17 protein-coding genes are annotated in these 17,479 nt (G+C 71.6%); 8 read left to right on the top strand and 9 right to left on the bottom strand.

The genetic code is table 11. The features are described from left to right. Positions 1 to 156 precede the first annotated feature (156 nt). The 3 genes from ftsH to AMK29_RS10440 all read left to right on the top strand — a co-directional run bounded on the left by ftsH (position 157) and on the right by AMK29_RS10440 (position 3,943). Positions 157 to 2,175: an ATP-dependent zinc metalloprotease FtsH gene (ftsH, locus tag AMK29_RS10450; RefSeq protein WP_073810951.1), complete on the top strand. Its 2,019-nt coding sequence runs from the start codon at positions 157 to 159 to the stop codon at positions 2,173 to 2,175. 98 nt (positions 2,176 to 2,273) lie between these two features. Continuing rightward, entirely contained in the window at positions 2,274 to 2,879 is a 606-nt protein-coding gene (gene folE / locus AMK29_RS10445; RefSeq protein WP_073810948.1) for a GTP cyclohydrolase I FolE, read from the top strand. A 71-nt stretch (positions 2,880 to 2,950) separates the two neighbouring features. Next, positions 2,951 to 3,943 (top strand): hypothetical protein, encoded by a 993-nt coding sequence (locus AMK29_RS10440; RefSeq protein ID WP_241845266.1) that lies wholly within the window; start codon positions 2,951 to 2,953, stop codon positions 3,941 to 3,943. A gap of 6 nt (positions 3,944 to 3,949) precedes the next feature. On the opposite strand, the gene AMK29_RS10435 is transcribed toward AMK29_RS10440, so the two are convergent. The 6 genes from AMK29_RS10435 to AMK29_RS10410 all read right to left on the bottom strand — a co-directional run bounded on the left by AMK29_RS10435 (position 3,950) and on the right by AMK29_RS10410 (position 8,835). Then, the gene (locus AMK29_RS10435; RefSeq protein ID WP_073810946.1) at positions 3,950 to 4,429 is read right to left on the bottom strand and encodes a DUF3180 domain-containing protein; all 480 of its coding nucleotides are present in this window, start codon (positions 4,427 to 4,429) and stop codon (positions 3,950 to 3,952) included. Between the two features lie 61 nt (positions 4,430 to 4,490). After that, positions 4,491 to 5,090, bottom strand: coding sequence for a 2-amino-4-hydroxy-6-hydroxymethyldihydropteridine diphosphokinase (folK, locus tag AMK29_RS10430; protein WP_073810943.1), 600 nt, complete (start codon positions 5,088 to 5,090; stop codon positions 4,491 to 4,493). Further along, complete coding sequence (gene folB, locus AMK29_RS10425; protein WP_073810940.1) at positions 5,087 to 5,446, bottom strand: dihydroneopterin aldolase; 360 nt, start codon at positions 5,444 to 5,446, stop codon at positions 5,087 to 5,089. The genes folK and folB overlap by 4 nt, the downstream gene beginning before the upstream one ends. Before the next feature lie 122 nt (positions 5,447 to 5,568). After that, positions 5,569 to 5,988: a nuclear transport factor 2 family protein gene (locus tag AMK29_RS10420; protein WP_241845317.1), complete on the bottom strand. Its 420-nt coding sequence runs from the start codon at positions 5,986 to 5,988 to the stop codon at positions 5,569 to 5,571. A 110-nt stretch (positions 5,989 to 6,098) separates the two neighbouring features. After that, on the bottom strand, positions 6,099 to 6,959 hold the full coding sequence (gene folP / locus AMK29_RS10415; RefSeq protein WP_073810939.1) for a dihydropteroate synthase: 861 nt from the start codon (positions 6,957 to 6,959) through the stop codon (positions 6,099 to 6,101). A gap of 28 nt (positions 6,960 to 6,987) precedes the next feature. Continuing rightward, a complete protein-coding gene (locus AMK29_RS10410; protein WP_198942214.1) occupies positions 6,988 to 8,835 on the bottom strand; it encodes a phosphatidylglycerol lysyltransferase domain-containing protein in 1,848 nt (615 codons plus the stop codon). A gap of 165 nt (positions 8,836 to 9,000) precedes the next feature. On the opposite strand from AMK29_RS10410, the gene AMK29_RS10405 reads away from it, so the two are divergent. Next, positions 9,001 to 10,113: an alpha/beta hydrolase gene (locus AMK29_RS10405; protein ID WP_073810936.1), complete on the top strand. Its 1,113-nt coding sequence runs from the start codon at positions 9,001 to 9,003 to the stop codon at positions 10,111 to 10,113. Between the two features lie 3 nt (positions 10,114 to 10,116). Here AMK29_RS10405 and AMK29_RS10400 read toward each other — a convergent pair whose 3' ends face one another. Beyond that, positions 10,117 to 11,139, bottom strand: a complete 1,023-nt coding sequence (locus AMK29_RS10400; protein ID WP_073810935.1) for an ABC transporter ATP-binding protein — start codon at positions 11,137 to 11,139, stop codon at positions 10,117 to 10,119. A gap of 142 nt (positions 11,140 to 11,281) precedes the next feature. Here AMK29_RS10400 and AMK29_RS10395 point away from each other — a divergent pair, with 142 nt between their 5' ends. The 4 genes from AMK29_RS10395 (at position 11,282) to AMK29_RS10380 (ending at position 14,883) form a co-directional block, all read left to right on the top strand. Continuing rightward, positions 11,282 to 11,968: an ABC transporter permease gene (locus AMK29_RS10395; protein WP_073810934.1), complete on the top strand. Its 687-nt coding sequence runs from the start codon at positions 11,282 to 11,284 to the stop codon at positions 11,966 to 11,968. A 1-nt stretch (position 11,969) separates the two neighbouring features. Continuing rightward, positions 11,970 to 12,644, top strand: a complete 675-nt coding sequence (locus tag AMK29_RS10390; protein ID WP_073810932.1) for an ABC transporter permease — start codon at positions 11,970 to 11,972, stop codon at positions 12,642 to 12,644. 6 nt (positions 12,645 to 12,650) lie between these two features. After that, complete coding sequence (locus AMK29_RS10385) at positions 12,651 to 13,649, top strand: ABC transporter substrate-binding protein (protein WP_073810930.1); 999 nt, start codon at positions 12,651 to 12,653, stop codon at positions 13,647 to 13,649. A 130-nt stretch (positions 13,650 to 13,779) separates the two neighbouring features. Then, the gene (locus AMK29_RS10380) at positions 13,780 to 14,883 is read left to right on the top strand and encodes a hypothetical protein (RefSeq protein WP_073810927.1); all 1,104 of its coding nucleotides are present in this window, start codon (positions 13,780 to 13,782) and stop codon (positions 14,881 to 14,883) included. A 68-nt stretch (positions 14,884 to 14,951) separates the two neighbouring features. On the opposite strand, the gene AMK29_RS10375 is transcribed toward AMK29_RS10380, so the two are convergent. Together AMK29_RS10375 and AMK29_RS10370 are read right to left on the bottom strand one after the other, a co-directional pair. Then, a complete protein-coding gene (locus AMK29_RS10375; protein ID WP_073810924.1) occupies positions 14,952 to 16,094 on the bottom strand; it encodes an NADH-quinone oxidoreductase subunit D in 1,143 nt (380 codons plus the stop codon). Between the two features lie 130 nt (positions 16,095 to 16,224). Further along, positions 16,225 to 17,412 (bottom strand): SAM-dependent methyltransferase, encoded by a 1,188-nt coding sequence (locus AMK29_RS10370; RefSeq protein ID WP_073810922.1) that lies wholly within the window; start codon positions 17,410 to 17,412, stop codon positions 16,225 to 16,227. Positions 17,413 to 17,479: the final 67 nt, after the last annotated feature.

The following is a 17,479-nucleotide window of genomic DNA, read 5'->3' as shown; positions in this document are numbered from 1 at the left end:
GGGAACCCCGACCGCCTTCCCTCCGTTGAACCACGGGAAGGCGGTCGCGGGCGACGATGCTGAGGTACCGTCCGAAGAACAGCTTTTTCACATAGCAGCACTCACAGCAGCATTTTCCTACGGGCAGGAGGGACGGAGCGTTCTCGCTCCGTATGGATGGACGTGAAGCGATACTTCCGTGGGCCGGTCATGTGGATCGTGCTGGCCGTCCTCGCCGTGGTCGTGCTGATGCAGGTCGTCGGCTCGTCCGAGGGCTACAAGACGGTGGACACCGGCAAGGTCGTCCAGGCGATCGACAAGAACCAGGTCAAGCAGGCAAAGATCACCACCGGCGACGAGCAGATCGTCAAGATCGAGCTCATCGACGGCCAGAAGATCGACAAGAGCAGCAAGGTCCAGGCGAGCTACATCGGCAGCCAGGGCGTCGACCTCGCCGACAAGCTGCAGGAGAAGTTCGAGGCCGGGCAGATCGAGAAGGGCTACACCGTCTCCCCGACGAAGCAGTCGCCCTTCGTCTCGATCCTGCTCTCCCTCCTCCCCTTCGTCCTCATCGTGGTCGTCTTCCTCTTCCTGATGAACCAGATGCAGGGCGGCGGCTCCCGCGTCATGCAGTTCGGCAAGTCCAAGGCCAAGCTCATCACCAAGGACACGCCGAAGACCACCTTCGCCGACGTCGCCGGCTCGGACGAGGCCGTCGAGGAACTCCACGAGATCAAGGAATTCCTCCAGGAACCCGCCAAGTTCCAGGCCGTCGGCGCCAAGATCCCCAAGGGCGTCCTGCTCTACGGCCCGCCCGGCACCGGCAAGACGCTCCTCGCGCGCGCCGTCGCCGGCGAGGCCGGCGTGCCGTTCTACTCGATCTCCGGCTCCGACTTCGTCGAGATGTTCGTCGGCGTCGGCGCCTCCCGGGTCCGCGACCTGTTCGAGCAGGCCAAGGCCAACGCGCCCGCCATCGTCTTCGTCGACGAGATCGACGCCGTCGGACGCCACCGCGGCGCCGGCCTCGGCGGCGGCCACGACGAGCGCGAGCAGACCCTCAACCAGCTGCTCGTCGAGATGGACGGCTTCGACGTCAAGGGCGGCGTCATCCTCATCGCGGCGACCAACCGCCCCGACATCCTCGACCCGGCACTGCTCCGCCCCGGCCGCTTCGACCGGCAGATCGCCGTCGACCGCCCGGACATGCAGGGCCGCCTGGAGATCCTCAAGGTCCACCAGAAGGGCAAGCCGGTCGCCCCGGACGTCGACCTCGGCGCCGTCGCCCGACGCACCCCCGGCTTCACCGGCGCGGACCTCTCCAACGTCCTCAACGAGGCGGCGCTCCTCACCGCCCGCAGCGACCAGAAGCTGATCGACAACCACGCTCTGGACGAGGCGATCGACCGCGTGGTCGCGGGACCGCAGAAGCGGACCCGGATCATGTCGGACAAGGAGAAGAAGATCACCGCGTACCACGAGGGCGGACACGCCCTGGTCGCGGCGGCCTCCCCGAACTCGGACCCCGTCCACAAGATCACCATCCTGTCCCGCGGCCGCGCCCTGGGCTACACGATGGTCCTGCCGGACGAGGACAAGTACTCCACCACCCGCAACGAGATGCTCGACCAGCTGGCCTACATGCTGGGCGGCCGCGCGGCCGAGGAGCTCGTCTTCCACGACCCGACCACGGGCGCGGCGAATGACATCGAGAAGGCCACCGCCACGGCCCGCGCGATGGTCACGCAGTACGGCATGACCGAGCGTCTCGGCGCCATCAAGTTCGGCGGCGACAACACCGAGCCGTTCCTCGGCCGTGAGATGGCGCACCAGCGCGACTACTCGGAAGAGGTCGCGGCGCTGGTCGACGAAGAGGTCAAGAAGCTCATCGAGACCGCGCACAACGAGGCCTGGGAGATCCTCGTCGAGAACCGCGACGTCCTCGACAACCTGGTCCTCGCCCTCCTGGAGAAGGAGACGCTGGGCAAGGAGGAGATCGCCGAGATCTTCTCCACCATCGTCAAGCGCCCGGCCCGCCCGGCCTGGACCGGCTCCTCCCGCCGCACGCCCTCCACGCGTCCGCCGGTGCTCTCCCCCAAGGAGCTCGCACTGACGAACACGGCGAACGGCACGGCGACCCCCGCGGTCGACACCACGAAGGGCATCGAGATCGCCCCGGTGGACACTCCGGAGGACTGAGGTCCCCACCCCGGAATGGATGCCGCGCCCCCACAGGTTCTAGCCTGTGGGGGCGCGGCTCTTTCGCGCTTACACAGTCAGACGGAACGAGGCACAGGATGACCGACCCGGTGACGCTGGACGGCGAGGGCAGGATCGGCGACTTCGACGAGAAGCGCGCCGAGAACGCCGTACGGGAGCTCCTCATCGCGGTCGGCGAGGACCCGGACCGCGAGGGTTTGCAGCAGACTCCTGCACGCGTTGCACGTGCATACAGGGAGCTTCTGTCAGGGATGCGGCAGGAACCCGAGGATGTCCTGACCACGACTTTTGACCTGGGCCACGATGAAATGGTCCTCGTTAAGGACATTGAACTCGTTAGCTTCTGTGAACATCATTTGCTGCCGTTCCACGGTGTGGCCCACGTCGGCTACATTCCGGCGGAAAGCGGCAAGATCACCGGGCTCTCGAAGCTGGCGCGGCTCGTCGACGTCTTCGCGCGGCGCCCGCAGGTCCAGGAGCGCCTGACGACGCAGGTCGCCGATTCGCTGATGAAGATCCTTGAGGCGCGCGGCGCGATCGTCGTCATCGAGGCGGAGCACATGTGCATGTCGCTACGCGGTATCCGAAAGCCGGGTGCGAAGACGACCACCTCGGCAGTACGTGGTCAACTTCGCGACGCTACTACCCGCGCCGAGGCCATGTCCCTGATATTGGCCCGTTAGTAGCGGGCTGTCCGCCTTGCTCCATACCGTCCCCGATCAATGGAGTTGATCACTGATCAAGGGGGATCGGTATGGGGTACGGGCCGACCAGCAAGATGCTGGTGAACCTGGTGGACGGCTGCGTGCAGGCGAAGAACGTAACGCCTGGCAGCGCGATGTGGACGCTGGACGGAGACCGGACGGTACAGACCACGGTCGTGGGCGTGACGGCGGTGAAAGCACGTGCCGCTGTCGACGTGGTCACGGACCGTATGACCTTCACCGTCAGCCCTGATCTGCTGCTGGACACACCGGACGGCTGGACCCACGCGGGGGACGCGGCGGGGACGACGATCGCCTGGACGCATGCGCGGAAGCTGTGCCGGGAGCGATTGACCATCCGGCCGGGGTACGAGTTCGGCTACTTCGTCGGCGCCACTTGCGCCGACGGCACGGTGGGGAAGAACTACGTGTCGCTGGTGGTCAACGAGGAGACTTTCGCGTCCCGATACGCTGCCGCGCTGACGGCATGCACCGGTCTGTCTGCCCGCCTGGAGGCGGTGACTCGGCCGTCTGGCTATCTGAAGCGGGACCTGCCTGGTTTCCGCGTACGGGTCGTCTCCTCGTACCTCGCGGATGCCCTGCGTCACTACGTCGGCGGAGACGCCCACCACATGCGGCAGCGATTCCCGCGGGTGGTCCTGCGCGACCTCGACACGTTCCGCGGCTTCCTCGACGGATACATCGAAGGCGACGGCTGTCGTATCAAGCGCTGGCCGGCGCGGATGATCGTGAGCGCGAATGTGGGATTCCTGGCCGATCTTGCTCCCGTCATCGGGGCACGCTTCACGCCGTCGAAGCGAGGAACAGCCTCCCAGCTGTGTGTCTCCGACCGCTGGGAGAGCCGGGGCACCTTCGCCCCCGAGCACCACCCCATCGACCCGCCCGAGTCCTCCTGGATCGAGGTCCAGGAAGTCCGTCCCCGGCCCGCTCTCGGCGCCAAGCCCTTCACCTTCTACGGCTACCGGCTGGCCCCGTACCCGACGTTCCTGGTCAACGGGCACCTCGTGCGGGAGCCCTGGTAGGGCGGGCTACGCGGCCGGGGCGCGGCTTTCGTCGTCGTCCTCCGGGAGGCGGCAGACCCGCTCCAGGAAGAGGGCGGCCGCGATGACGCCGATGCCGGCCAGGACCGAGAAGGCCGCGTAGAGGGCCTGGTCGCGGCGGGCCGGGACGTCGAGGGAGGCGAGGAGGAAGACGCCGACGCCGCCGTACATGCCGGCGACGAGGGCGGCGACCAGGGCGCTCGCCTGGCCGAAGACCACCGCGCGGGCCGCCATCAGGGGTTCGACGCCCTTGGCGCCCGGGCGGCGGTCGCGCTGGGCCCTGAGGCGGCTGCGGATCGAGAGGGCGGTCGCCGTGAGGACGGCCGCGATCGCGGCGAGGACGATGGGCGCGGCGATCGGCACGCTGGGGAGGGTGCCGACCGAGTCCCAGAGGCGGGCCGCGCCCCAGGAGATGATGCCGGCGACGACGAAGAGTCCGGCGAGCACCTTCAGCCGCAGTTGTTTCACCGGGTGTCCTTCACGTGGTCGTCGGTCGTGGTCGTGGGCGGTCTGCCACGAAGCGTAACGACTACTCGGGCAGACGGAGTTCCAGGTCGGCGCGGCGGGTGACGCCTTCGCTGCCGACGGCGGCGAGGAGCGCGGCGACGGTGCCGTGGCCGGAGATCTGGGCCTCGGGGTCGACGTCGTGCCAGGGGGCGAGGACGAAGGCGCGCTGGTGGGCGCGGGGGTGCGGGAGGGTGAGGACGGGGTCCTCGGAGACGACGTCGGCGTAGGCGACGATGTCGACGTCGATGGTGCGGGCGCCCCAGCGCTCCTCGCGGACGCGGTGGAAGGCCTCCTCGACGGCGTGGGCCCGCTCCAGGAGGGAGGAGGGCGGCAGGGTCGTCTTCACGAGCGCGACGGCGTTGAGGTACGAGGGCTGGGTGTCGGGGTCGACGCCCCAGGGCTCGGTCTCGTAGACGGGGGAGACGGCCTTGACCCGGAGGCCGGGGGTGTCCGCGAGGGCGTCCACGGCGCCCTGGAGGGTCTCCAGGCGGTTGCCGAGGTTGGCGCCGAGGGCGACGACGGCCCAGCGGGGGTTCGACAGGGTGACGTCGGCGGCGTCGACGGTCTCGACGACGGCGGCCGGTACGGGCTGCACGGTGGGGTCGCTCTGCGTCGGCTTCATCGTCGGCTCCGGGTGATCGTGACGGTCACGTCGTCGAAGGGCACGGTGATGGGTGCGTCCGGCTTGTGGACGACGACTTCCACCTCCTGTACCCCGTCGTGGCCGAGGCATCGCTGCGCGATCCGTTCGGCGAGGGTTTCGATGAGGTCGACGGGCTCGCCCTGGACGACGTCGACGACCTCTTCGGCGACGATTCCGTAGTGCACGGTCTTCGTCAGGTCGTCGTCGGCGGCCGCCGGGCGGGTGTCCAGGCCGAGGACCAGGTCCACGATGAAGGTCTGGCCCTCCTCGCGCTCCTTGGGGAAGACGCCGTGGTGGCCCCGGGCCTTGAGGCCGCGCAGCGCGACACGATCCACGCGAATCACTCCTGCTGTCGTAGTTCGGGTGGTCACGCAGCCGGGTGCGGACGGCCGGGTGTCCAGTGTCGAATCTACCTGCGGGGACCGACAGCGCTTGCCCGTGGGGGGCCGGGGGTGGCTCAGGAGGGTGGTTCGGTGCCGTCCGTGCCGGGCTCGTCGTCCTCGGTTCCCTCGGTCTCGGTGAGGACGGGGGAGGCGTGGTGGGACCAGATCTTCCAGCCGTCGGGTGTGTGGCGGAACACGTTGGTGGCGACGACGAGCTGGCCGACGAGGGGGCCGAGGGCGGCGCCGTCCTCGGCGGGGCCGCCGCTGAGGATGTTCTCGGTGCAGGTGACGACGGCGGTGCTGCCGGCGAGGGAGATCTTGAGGTCGGTGAGGAAGAACTGGATGTACTCGGTGTTCGCCATGATCAGCGCGTACGAGCGGAGGACCTCGCCGCGGCCGGTGAGGACGGGCCAGCCGGGGTGGACGCAGGTGATGGGGGTGGCGCCGTCGTCGAGCCAGTGGTCGGCGACGCCTTCGAAGTCGCCGGTCTCCATGGCTTCGTAGAAGGCGGTGTTGGCGGCTTCCACGGCTGCTGCGTCGGCGCTGCGGCCGTTCAGGGGTTCCGCGGCGGGTCCGGTGTCGTCGTCGTCCCAGTCCGCGGGGCTCATGCGGCTCCCTCGACGGCCCGGGCGACGCGTACGGCGTCGGCGGTGGCCCTGACCTCGTGGACGCGGACGGCCCACGCGCCCGCGTGGGCGGCGAGGGCGGAGACGGCGGCGGTGGCGGCGTCGCGTTCGCGTGCGGGCGGTGGTCCGGCGCCTTCGCGGGCGAGGACGTGGCCGAGGAAGCGTTTGCGGGAGGCGGCGACGAGGAGGGGGCGGCCGAGGGCGCGGAGTTCGGGGAGGTGGGCGACGAGGGCGAGGTCGTGGGGGGCGAGCTTGGCGAAGCCGAGGCCGGGGTCGACGACGATGCGTTCGGGGTCGATCCCGCCGTCGACGACGGCTTCCAGGCGGGTGCGGAGTTCGCCGACGACTTCGGTGACGACGTCGTCGTAGACGGCGAGGCTGTTCATGTTCTGGCTGAATCCGCGCCAGTGCATGACGACGAAGGGGACTTCGGCGGCGGCGACGGCGGGGATCATCCCGGGGTCGGCGAGGCCGCCGCTGACGTCGTTGACGAGGACGGCGCCGGCGTCGACGGCGCGGGCGGCGACGCCTGCGCGCATGGTGTCGACGGAGACGGTGACGCCTTCGGCGGCGAGGCCGCGGACGACGGGGACGACGCGGCGGAGCTCTTCGTCCTCGTCGACGCGGGTGGCGCCGGGGCGGGTGGACTCGCCGCCGACGTCGATGAGGTCGGCGCCCTCGGAGACGAGGTCGAGGCCGTGTTTGACGGCGGCCGTGGTGTCGAACCAGCGGCCGCCGTCGGAGAAGGAGTCGGGCGTCACGTTGACCACGCCCATGACCGCGCAGCGGTCCCACTCCGGCAGGCCCCGGGCGGTGCCCCGGTCGATCGTCGTACTCATGTGTCCAGCGTAGGGCCCGGGGGCGAGATCAGGCCGCGCGGATCTCGCGTTCGGCGGATACGGGGACGATGTGGGCGCAGGGCCGGGGGGCCGGGGCGGGGCGCCGTCGGGTGAAGGGGCGGGGCCGGGGGAGGTTCACGAAGCCTTCGGCCTGCATGGCGGCGAAGCCGATGCGGGGGAGGTCGCGGCTGGTGCGGTAGACGACGAAGCGGGGTTCCCAGCGTGGCCGGAACTTGGCGTTGAACTTGTAGAGGGACTCGATCTGGAACCAGCGGGAGAGGAAGACGAGGAGTCCGCGCCAGACCCGTAGGACGGGTCCCGCGCCGATCTTCTCGCCGCGGGCGAGGGCGGAGCGGAACATGGCGAAGTTGAGGGAGACGCGGGTGATGCCGAGGGCGGGGGAGGCCTGGAGGGCGGCGACGATGAGGAGCTCGTTCATGCCGGGGTCGGCGGAGCGGTCGCGGCGCATGAGTTCGAGGGACATGCCGTCGGTGCCCCAGGGGACGAAGTGGATGATCGCCTTGAGGTCGCCGTAGGGGGAGTCGGCGGGGTCGCCGTCGGGGTCGTGTTTGTGGGCGGTGGCTATGACGGCGTCGCCGTCGCCTGGGGCGCCGATGCGGCCGAGGGCCATGGAGAAGCCGCGCTCGGTGTCGGTGCCGCGCCAGTCGGCGGCGGCGCGGCGGACGCGTGCGAGTTCGGCGTCGTCGAGGTCGCGGACGCGGCGGACCTGGGTGGTGTAGCCGTTGCGTTCGATGCGTTTGACCATCTGGCGGACGTTGCGCATGGCGCGTCCGGAGAGGGAGAAGTCCGGGACGTCGACGACGGCCTCGTCGCCGAGTTCGAGGGCGTCGAGGCCGGTTTCGCGGGTCCAGACCTGGCCGCCGGTCTCGGAGCAGCCCATGACGGCGGGGGTCCAGGAGTGGGCTTTGGCCTCGTCCATGAAGCGTTCGATGGCGCCGGGCCAGGCTTCGACGTCGCCGATGGGGTCGCCGCTGGCGAGCATGACGCCGGAGACGACGCGGTAGCAGACGGCGGCTTTTCCGCTGGGGGAGAAGACGACGCCCTTGTCGCGGCGGAGGGCGAAGTGGCCGAGGGAGTCGCGGCCGCCGTGCTGGGCGAGGAGGGCGCGGAGCCGGAGTTCGTCGTCGTCGGTGAGGCGGGCGGCGGGGTGCTCGGGGCGGAAGGCGAGGTAGATGGTGGTGAGGGCGGTGAGCATGCCGAGGGCGCCGAGGGAGTAGCCGACGGTCCAGTCCACGCCGTTGCTGTAGCCGACGGGGCCTTCGACGCCGAAGAGTCCGTAGAGGACGTGTTCGAGGCGGTCGGTGAGGCTGGGGCTGCCGAGGACGCGGCGGGGGTGGGCGCTGACGATGACGAGGCCGAGGGCGATGGATCCGCCGCCCATGAGGACGAAGTTGGCGAGTGCGCGCCAGCGGCTGCGGGGGTCGGGGAGGGCGGCGAATTCGGCTCGGTGGCGCAGGAGGAGGGCGAGGAGTACGAGGGAGAGGAGGGCGCCGAGGACGGAGTGGCGCCAGACGAACTGGGCGGCGGCGCCGAGGGGGAGGAGGACGACGGCGGCGCGCCAGGCGCGGCGCTTGTGGCGCTTGAGGCCGTGGGCGAGGAGCAGGAGGAGGACGCCTGCGCTGAGGGAGAGGGCGGCGGAGAGGGGGCCGAGGGTGCCGGGGAGGACTTCCGCGATGGCGTGCATGCGGCTGGCGCGGAAGCGGGGGAAGACGCCGGCGGCGATGTCGATGAGGCCGATGAGGGTGCAGGCCGTGCCGACGAGTGCGGGGACCTTCTCGGGTCGGGGGCCGCGGAGAATCCGGCGTACCCGAACCGGAACCATTCCTGATTTGTCCCCATCTAGCGTGTCAGACATGGCTTCCCGTACTTCCCGTGGTCCAGCGAGGGGTCTTTGACTCCGGTCGGGCCCCGCGGCGCGTTCGGCGGGCCGTTCCGGCTGGTGCGCCTTCTAGGACGGAGCCGTGCGGAGTCGGGTTCATTCGTTCACAGGAAATTCTCGGAAAGAAGGCTCGGTCGTCCCATGGGTCTCACCAGCAACAAAGTCCTCGTGGTGGCGGTCGCGCTGGCCGTGGCGTTGTTCTTCGCCACGGTCTGGCTGTGGCCGCGGCTCGCCCGCCGGGGCTGGCGGGCGTACGTGGGGCGGGTGGGGCTGCTGCTCGCGACGCAGTTGGCGTTGTTCGCGGCGGTGGGTCTGGCGGCGAACCGGTCGTTCCTCTTCTACGGCTCGTGGGCCGATCTGTTCGGTCAGGAGCAGGAGATGGGGGTGGTCGTCGACCACGCGGCCGGTTCGAAGGACCTGCGGGTGGTGGGGACGCGGGCGGTCGACGTGCCGGGCGGCAAGCGTCCCGCGGTCGGCGGGCAGATACAGAAGGTCGTCGTGGCGGGGGAGCGGTCGGGGATCGTCTCGCCGGCCTATGTGTACCTGCCGCCGGAGTACTTCCAGGAGCGGTACGCGAAGCGCACGTTCCCGGCGTCGGTGGTGCTCACGGGGTATCCGGGGACGGCGGAGAACCTCATCAAGGGGCTGAAGTTCCCGAGGACGGCGTATCTCCAGGCGAAGGAGGGCCGGATGCAGCCGATGATCCTGGTGATGCTGCGCCCGACGGTGGCGCCGCCCCGGGACACCGAGTGTGTGGACGTGCCCGGGGGTCCGCAGACGGAGACCTTCTTCGCCGAGGACCTGCCGAAGGCGGTGTCGGAGACGTACCGGGTGGGGACGAAGCCGCGGAACTGGGGGTTCATGGGGATCTCCACGGGCGGTTACTGCGCGCTGAAGGTCGCCCTGCACCACCCGGACCGGTTCGCGGCGGGGGCCGGGTTCTCCGCGTACTACCGGGCGGCGGAGGACGTGACGACGGGTGACCTCTTCCACGGGGACGACCGGCTGCGCGAGCGGGCCGACCTGCTGCGGAGCCTGGAGCGTCTGCCGCGGGGGAAGTCGTCGTTCCTGGTGACGACGTCGGAGCGGGGCGAGGGCAACCGCAAGGCGACGCTGGACTTCATCGGGAAGGCGAAGGGTGCGGCGCGTGTCTCCTCGATCACGTTGGAGAGCGGTGGCCACAACTTCAACACGTGGAACCGGGAGATCCCGCCGGCGATGGTCTGGATGGGCGCCAGGCTCAGCGCGACGTGACGTCTACTCGGCGGTGGCGCGTCGCAGGGCCCGGTGGACGCCCGCCGGGGTCAGGACGCCGAGCGGGCGCCCGTCGGTCCCGGTGACGGTGAGCCGGCCGGTGTCGTGCTGGAGGAGTACGGCGAGGGCGTCCTTGAGGGAGGTCCCGAGGGGTACGGGCGCGGGGGCGCCGTCCGGGCTGCCGGGCTTCTCGGGGGCGGCGCCGTCCGGGCTGCCGGGCTCCTGCGGGAGGGCGTGGCCCGCGTGCGGTACGGGTTCGAGGTCGGCCTCGGTCACGGGGGTGACGGCGAGCCGCTTGAGGCCGCGGTCGCTGCCGACGAAGTCCGCGACGTACGGCGTGGCGGGGGAGCCGAGGACGGTGGCGGGTGTGTCGAACTGTTCGATGCGGCCCTGCCCGTAGACGGCCATCCGGTCGCCCATGCGGACGGCTTCCTCGATGTCGTGGGTGACGAGCAGGACGGTCTTGCGGACGGTGGCCTGGAGCGCGAGGAACTCGTTCTGGAGGCGCTCGCGGACGACGGGGTCGACGGCGCCGAAGGGCTCGTCCATGAGGAGGACGGGCGGATCGGCGGCGAGGGCGCGGGCGACGCCGACGCGCTGGCGCTGACCGCCGGAGAGCTGGGCGGGGTAGCGGGAGCCGTACACGGCCGGGTCGAGGCCGACCAGGTCGAGGAGTTCGGCGGCACGCGCGCGTGCGGCGGCCTTCTTCCAGCCGAGGAGGGCGGGGACGGTCGCGGTGTTGTCGAGGACCGTGCGGTGGGGGAAGAGGCCGACCTGCTGGATGACGTAGCCGATCTTGCGGCGCAGGGCGACGGGGTCGACGTCGGCGACGTCCCGGCCGTCGACGAGGACGCGGCCGGAGGTCGGCTCGACGAGCCGGTTCACCATCATCATCGTGGTCGTCTTGCCGCAGCCGGAGGGCCCCACCAGGGTGACGAGTTCGCCCTCGGCGACCTCGAAGGAGAGGTCGTCCACGGCGGTGGTGCCGTCCGCGTACCGCTTGGTCACGTGCTCGAACCGGATCATGGTTCCCCATTCTGGCCCCTGGACGCCGGGGGTGTGTGAAGGGCGTGTTGCCGCCTTGTGGTGGGTATCCGGGATTGTCGGTGGCGGGGGTTAGGGTCGTCATACATGCGTTCGGGAAGTCGACGACCGGGGGGAGGGACGGATGAGCGCGCCGAACTGTCTGGTCACGAACGACTGGATCTGCGGGGAGTATCTGCGCACGCGCGCCGGGGAGTTGACGGACGCCACCCTCCAGCACGTGGGGATCACGGTCGTGTCCGTGCTGATCGCGCTGGTCGTGGCGGTGCCGCTCGCGCTGCTCGTCCGGGCGCGGCCACGGTTCGCGGGGCCGGTCCTCGGTCTCACCACCCTGCTCTACACGGTGCCGTCGCTCGCCATGTTCTCCCTTCTGCTGCCCTTCTTCGGACTGTCGGCGGCGCTCGTGGTGACCGGCCTCGTGCTGTACGCGCTGACGATCCTCGTGCGGAACACGCTGGCGGGTCTCGCGGCGGTGCCCGCCGAGACCCGGGAGGCCGCCCGTGGCATGGGGTACGGCTCGCTGCGGCTGCTCTGCCAGGTCGAACTGCCGCTCGCGCTGCCGGTGCTGATGGCGGGGATACGGATGGCGACGGTGTCCACGATCGCGCTGACGACGGTCGGTTCGGTGGTGGGCCGCGGCGGCCTCGGCAATCTCATCGAGGACGCCCTGCCCACCTTCTTCAAGGCGCAGATGCTCGCCGCCTCGGTGCTGTGCGTGCTCCTCGCCGTCGCCGCCGACCTGCTGCTCCTGGGCCTCCAGCGGCTGTTGACGCCGTGGGCCCGGATACGGACCGCGCCGGGAGGTGGGTGAGATGGGCATCGTGACGGAGGCCTGGGGCTGGCTCACCACCGGCGCGCACTGGTCGGGCGACGAGGGCATAGGGCGGCGGCTCGCCGAGCACGTGTACGTGAGCGGGGCGGCGCTGCTGATCGCGGCGGCGCTCGCGCTGCCGCTGGGCCTGTGGCTCGGCCACCTCGGCCGGGGCGGGACGCTCGCGGTGAACGTGTCGAACGTGGGGCGGGCCATCCCGGTCTTCGCGGTCCTGGCCCTGTTCATGGTGTCCCCCCTGCGGAACGCCGGATACGTGCCGACCGTGGTGGCCCTCGTGCTGTTCGCGATACCGCCGCTCCTCACCAACGCGTACGTGGGGGTGCGGGAGGTGGACCGGGCCGCGGTGCGGGCCGCGCGGGGCATGGGGATGACCGGCGGTCAGCTCTTCCTGCGGGTGGAACTCCCGCTCGCCCGGCCGGTGGTGATGACCGGGGTGCGCTCGGCCGCGGTGCAGGTGGTCGCCACGGCGACGATCGCGGCGATGGTCGGCCAGGGAGGCCTCGGCCGGATCATCACGGCCGGCTTCGCCACGTACGACACCGCGCAGGTCGTGGCCGGCGCCGTGCTCGTGGCGCTGCTCGCCCTCCTGGTGGAGGGCCTGCTCGTGGGCGCGGACCGCCTGCTCGGACGACGTGAAAGACCGATCGGAAGCTGACTGGAGATGGGTGATCTCGTGAACAGGGTCTCGCGTATCGCGGGCGCGGTGCTGGGTGCGGCGGCGCTGACCGTCGGGCTCGCCGCGTGCGGCGGTGACAGCCTGGAGCAGGACAAGGACAAGGGGACCGGTAGCGCCGGGCTCCCCGGCGGGGGGAAGAAGGGCGCGCTGGTGGTCGGCGCGGCCGCGTTCACCGAGGCCAAGGTCCTCGCCGAGCTGTACGCGCAGACGCTGCGGGACGCCGGATACTCCGTGTCCATCACCACCGTGAAGAACCGTGAGCTGTACGAACCCTCCCTGGAGAAGGGCGAGATCGACGTCGTGCCGGAATACGCGGCGACGATCGCGGAATTCCTCAACGCGAAGGTGAACGGGCCGAAGGCGCCCGAGGAGAAGCCGGTCGCCTCCGGTGACGTGACGGCCACGGTCGAGGCGCTGCGGAAGCTCGCCGAACCGCGCGGTCTGAAGGTGCTCGCGGCCGGTGAGGCGGTCGATCAGAACGCGTTCGCGGTGACGAAGGAATTCGCCGAGAAGAACAAGCTGAAGACGCTTTCGGATCTCGGCGCGGCGAAGCTGAAGGTGAAGATCGCCGCCGGTGACGAATGCGCGGTACGGCCGTTCTGCGCGCCCGGTCTGAAGAAGGCGTACGGGATCGACGTGACCGGGATCGACCCCAAGGGCGTCGGCACCCCGCAGGCCAAGCAGGCGGTCAAGGACGGGGTGGACCAGCTGGTCCTGACGACCACGACGGACGCCACGATCGACAGCTACGGCCTCGTCTTCCTCGATGACGACAAGAAGCTGCAGAACGCCGACAACGTGCTGCCCGTGGTGAACGCCGAGGACGCGGGTTCCCCCGAGATAGCCGCCGCCCTCGACAAGATCACCAAGGTCCTCACCACTGCGGATCTCGCCGAACTCAACCGCAAGGTGGACGCCGAGAGGGCGAAGCCGGAGGACGTCGCCAAGGACTATCTGACGGCGAAGGGGCTGCTCAAGAAGTAGATGCCGACGGAGGGGAGTCGGCCCGAAACGGAACCGGAACGGCGGATATCCACTTCTCATGGCGAGAAGTCGCCAAGAGATTGCCGGGCCGACGCCCCACACGGCGCCTACGCACGGTAAATTTCAGGCCATGCCACGTGGACGCCACCGCCATTCCCCGCCTCTGCACAAGCTGCTGCCGCCCTCCGCGGTCGCCGGCGCCGCGGTCGTGTGCGCCGCGGCCTCCTGGCTGCCCGGCGATCTGGTGGTCGTGCGGCTGCTCGCCGCCGCGGCGGCGGCCGCCGCCGTCACCGGTGCCGTCCTCATGCGCAGTTGGGACCGTGGCGCCGGTCTGAAGGTCGCCGAGCTCGACCGGGCCCGCACCGCCGACCAGTGGAAGGCCGAGGAGCGGCTCGCCGAGCTGGAGTCCGACCTGGAGGAGTCCCGTGCGCTGCGCTCGCGGCTCGACGCCAAGCTCCGCGCCAAGCGCGTGGAGCTCGCCGGCCTGCGCGGCGAGCACGCCGATCTGCTCCGCCGGTACGCCACCGCCGAGACCGAGCGGGCCAGCGCCCTGGAAGGCCGGCGCGTCCTCGCCCTTGAGGCGACCGGGGCGACGGACGGCTCGGCCCCGGGAGCGACGGCCAAGGCGCTGACCGCCGGTGGCTCCCTGCCCACCCCGGAGGCCTTCCGCCGCGCCGCCCAGGCGCTGCGCGACCTCCCGCGCAACGCCGCGGCCCAGCAGGCCCGCCGCACCACCGAGGCGGCCCGCGCGCGTGACCTCGCGGAGCGGGCCCTGGAGACGGAGGAGCCGCAGGGGAAGCACGCGGCGGCCGCCGGAACCGAGCACACCCGCCCGGCCGCCCCCTCCCTCGCGCTTCCGCCCGCCGCCAGGGTGCCGGCGGTGCCGACCGCCGCGGCGATCGTCCCGTACGCGGCCCGCAGGCCCGTCGCGCGCCCCGAGGGCGGCTTCGACTTCTTCGGTACGCAGAAGGCGGCGGCGGCCATCGAGGCCGTGCAGCACACGGACCTCGCCGACGTCGTGGGCGAGGAGGCCCTCGAAGAGGCCCTGGCGAACCGGGCCGCGCTCGGCACCCCGCTGCTCACCCCGGTCGGCCCGGCCGGCACCCCCGGGCCCGCCTCGGAGCCCGGCGCCGCGGCGCCGTCCCAGGCGGTCGGCCAGGTCATCGACCTGACCGCGCACGACGAGACCGAGCAGCTCGACGTCGCCGAACTCCGCGGAGCGGTGAACTCCTGACGTACCGCCTCACCGGTCTCCCGGCCGGTGAGGCGACGCGGAGGCCCGCCGCCCCGCCCGGCCCGGTCCTACTTGTCGATGTCGCCGACGACGAAGAACAGCGAACCCAGGATCGCCACCATGTCGGCGACGAGCGTCCCCGGCAGCAGCTCCACGAGGGCCTGGATGTTGTTGAACGAGGCCGAGCGCAGCTTCAGCCGGTACGGGGTCTTCTCGCCCTTGGACACCAGGTAGTAGCCGTTGACGCCGAGCGGGTTCTCGGTCCACGCGTACGTGTGGCCCTCGGGCGCCTTGAGCACCTTCGGCAGCCGCTGGTTGATCGGCCCCGGCGGCAGCTCCGCCATCCGGTCCAGACAGGCGTCCGCCAGGTCCAGGGAGTTGTGCGTCTGGTCGAGCAGGCACTCGAACCGGGCGAGGCAGTCGCCCTCCTCGCGCACCGCGACCCGCAGCGTGTCCTGGAGCTCCCCGTAGGCCAGGTACGGCTCGTCACGGCGCAGGTCGAAGTCGACGCCCGAGGCGCGGGCGATGGGCCCCGACACCCCGTACGCGTGGACCGCCGCCGGGGACAGGACGCCGACCCCGCGCGTACGGCCCCGGAAGATCTCGTTGCCGAGGACCAGCCGGTCGTACACGTCCATCCGCGACCGCACGTCCGCGACGGCCTGCCGCGCCCGGCCCAGCCATCCCGCGGGCAGGTCCTCCTTGAGGCCGCCGACCCGGTTGAACATGTAGTGCATCCGGCCGCCGGAGACCTCCTCCATCACCGCCTGGAGCTCCTCGCGCTCCCGGAACGCGTGGAAGACCGGGGTGATACCGCCCAGTTCGAGGGGGTACGAGCCGAGGAACATGAGGTGGTTGAGGACCCGGTTCAGCTCGGCGAGGAGCGTACGGGTCCACACCGCGCGCTCCGGGACCTCCATGCCCAGCATCCGCTCGACGGCCATGACCACGCCGAGCTCGTTGGAGAAGGCGGAGAGCCAGTCGTGACGGTTGGCCAGCATGATGATCTGCCGGTAGTCCCGCGCCTCGAAGAGCTTCTCGGCACCCCGGTGCATATAGCCGATGACCGGCTCGGCCTGCCGGACGACCTCGCCGTCGAGCACGAGCCGGAGCCGGAGCACACCGTGGGTCGAGGGATGCTGCGGCCCGATGTTCAGCACCATGTCGGTGCTCTCCGCCGCGCCGCCGATACCGACCGTCGTCTCCGTCATGCGGCCAGTATCCCCCGCGGCCCGCACCCCGGAGGTCCCGCCCACGGAGCGGGGAGGACCGACGGGGCGGACCGGGGCAGCCACCGCCCCGGACCGGCCGTCGGCGGGAACCGCGCGGGCCCCCAGAGGCTCAGCCCGGGATCCGCCGGGTCAGCCAGAGGAAGTCACCGAGGCCGCCCCGGGCGGTCAGCTCGGCGGCCTCCCCGGCGGTGGCGAGACGGCGGACGTACGCGGCGGGATCCGTCGAGGCGAGCGCGAGCGGCGGCCGCTCGCCCGACACCCCGAGCCGGCCCAGAGCCTCGCGCTGCGAGACCAGCTCCGTCGCGCCACTCCCGGCCGGGCCCGGCTCCCTGTAGGCGGGGGGCCGACCGCCGCTCCCAGCCGGGTCCGGCTCCCCACCGGCCCCGGGCCGGCCGCCGCTCACCGCCGGGTCCTGCCCCCCGGCGACTCCGGGCCGACTGCCGTCCCCGGCAGGGTCCGGCCCCCGGCCGGATCCGGGTCGGCCGCCGCTCATCGCCGGGTCCTGCCCCCCTTCGCTTCCCGGCCGGACGGCCGCCTCGCACGCGTCCAGCGCCACGTGGGCCGTCAGGTCGCAGCCGCCGTCCGGGACCGGCGGGACCTCGCGGCCCGCGCGGAAGCCCGTCAGGGAGCCGAAGGGCGGCCGGGAGGCCCGTACGTGCGCGTAGTCCACGGCCACCGCCCGGCCCGCCGCCATGGAGGCGACCGCCGCCGCCCAGGCCTCGTCCCGCGGCCGGCCGATCTCGGCCCGCGCGCCCGGCTCCCGCAGCGGCCACCAGCGGGCCAGCCACTCCGCGTCCGGGCCGGAGACCGGGGCGCCCAACCGCTCCGCGCCGTCCCCGCGGACCTCCACGTACCGGGCCGTGCCCTCCGCGTCCGCCTCGGCCACGTCCACCGGCACGTTGTCGAGCCACTCGTTCGCGAACAGGAGCCCCCGCGCGCCCCGGGGCGGCCGGTCGGTCCACACGATCCGGGGATCGAGCCCCGCCGGGCGGGCGGCGCGCTCGACGGCGTACGCCCGGACCGTGAGGCCCCGGCCCTCCGTCGCGGCGAGGACGCCCGTGAGGAGTTCCCCGCGCCCCGCGCCCACGTCCACGAGGTCCACCTCGGCCGTTCCCAGTTCGTCGGCGACCTCGCCGAGCAGCCGGGCCACGGCCGCCGCGAAGAGCGGGGAGGCGTGCACCGAGGTGCGGAAGTGCCCCGCCGGGCCCTCGGGGCGCAGGTAGAAGCCCCCGGGGCCGTACAGCGCCCGTTCCGTGGCCTGCCGCCACCCCTGCCACTGACACGTCTCATCCGTCACGGGCCCCAGTCTCCACCCCGGGGAGTACGGGTCCCGCGTCAAGGATCGACCCCACGGTTGATCCCCG

It is taken from the genome of Streptomyces sp. CB02261 (assembly GCF_001905665.1).
GTDB lineage: Bacteria > Actinomycetota > Actinomycetes > Streptomycetales > Streptomycetaceae > Streptomyces.
Note: the sequence above shows the minus strand (reverse complement) of the source record. Positions and strands in the feature narration are given on the sequence as shown.

Excerpts from the sequence above, each read along its gene's own strand:
- ftsH (WP_073810951.1), top strand. The coding sequence starts at position 157 with ATGGACGTGAAGCGATACTTCCGTGGGCCGGTCATGTGGATCGTGCTG.
- folE (WP_073810948.1), top strand. The coding sequence starts at position 2,274 with ATGACCGACCCGGTGACGCTGGACGGCGAGGGCAGGATCGGCGACTTC.
- AMK29_RS10440 (WP_241845266.1), top strand. The coding sequence starts at position 2,951 with ATGGGGTACGGGCCGACCAGCAAGATGCTGGTGAACCTGGTGGACGGC.
- folK (WP_073810943.1), bottom strand. The coding sequence starts at position 5,090 with ATGAAGCCGACGCAGAGCGACCCCACCGTGCAGCCCGTACCGGCCGCC.
- AMK29_RS10420 (WP_241845317.1), bottom strand. The coding sequence starts at position 5,988 with ATGGAGACCGGCGACTTCGAAGGCGTCGCCGACCACTGGCTCGACGAC.
- folP (WP_073810939.1), bottom strand. The coding sequence starts at position 6,959 with ATGAGTACGACGATCGACCGGGGCACCGCCCGGGGCCTGCCGGAGTGG.
- AMK29_RS10410 (WP_198942214.1), bottom strand. The coding sequence starts at position 8,835 with ATGTCTGACACGCTAGATGGGGACAAATCAGGAATGGTTCCGGTTCGG.
- AMK29_RS10405 (WP_073810936.1), top strand. The coding sequence starts at position 9,001 with ATGGGTCTCACCAGCAACAAAGTCCTCGTGGTGGCGGTCGCGCTGGCC.
- AMK29_RS10400 (WP_073810935.1), bottom strand. The coding sequence starts at position 11,139 with ATGATCCGGTTCGAGCACGTGACCAAGCGGTACGCGGACGGCACCACC.
- AMK29_RS10395 (WP_073810934.1), top strand. The coding sequence starts at position 11,282 with ATGAGCGCGCCGAACTGTCTGGTCACGAACGACTGGATCTGCGGGGAG.
- AMK29_RS10390 (WP_073810932.1), top strand. The coding sequence starts at position 11,970 with ATGGGCATCGTGACGGAGGCCTGGGGCTGGCTCACCACCGGCGCGCAC.
- AMK29_RS10385 (WP_073810930.1), top strand. The coding sequence starts at position 12,651 with ATGGGTGATCTCGTGAACAGGGTCTCGCGTATCGCGGGCGCGGTGCTG.
- AMK29_RS10380 (WP_073810927.1), top strand. The coding sequence starts at position 13,780 with ATGCCACGTGGACGCCACCGCCATTCCCCGCCTCTGCACAAGCTGCTG.
- AMK29_RS10375 (WP_073810924.1), bottom strand. The coding sequence starts at position 16,094 with ATGACGGAGACGACGGTCGGTATCGGCGGCGCGGCGGAGAGCACCGAC.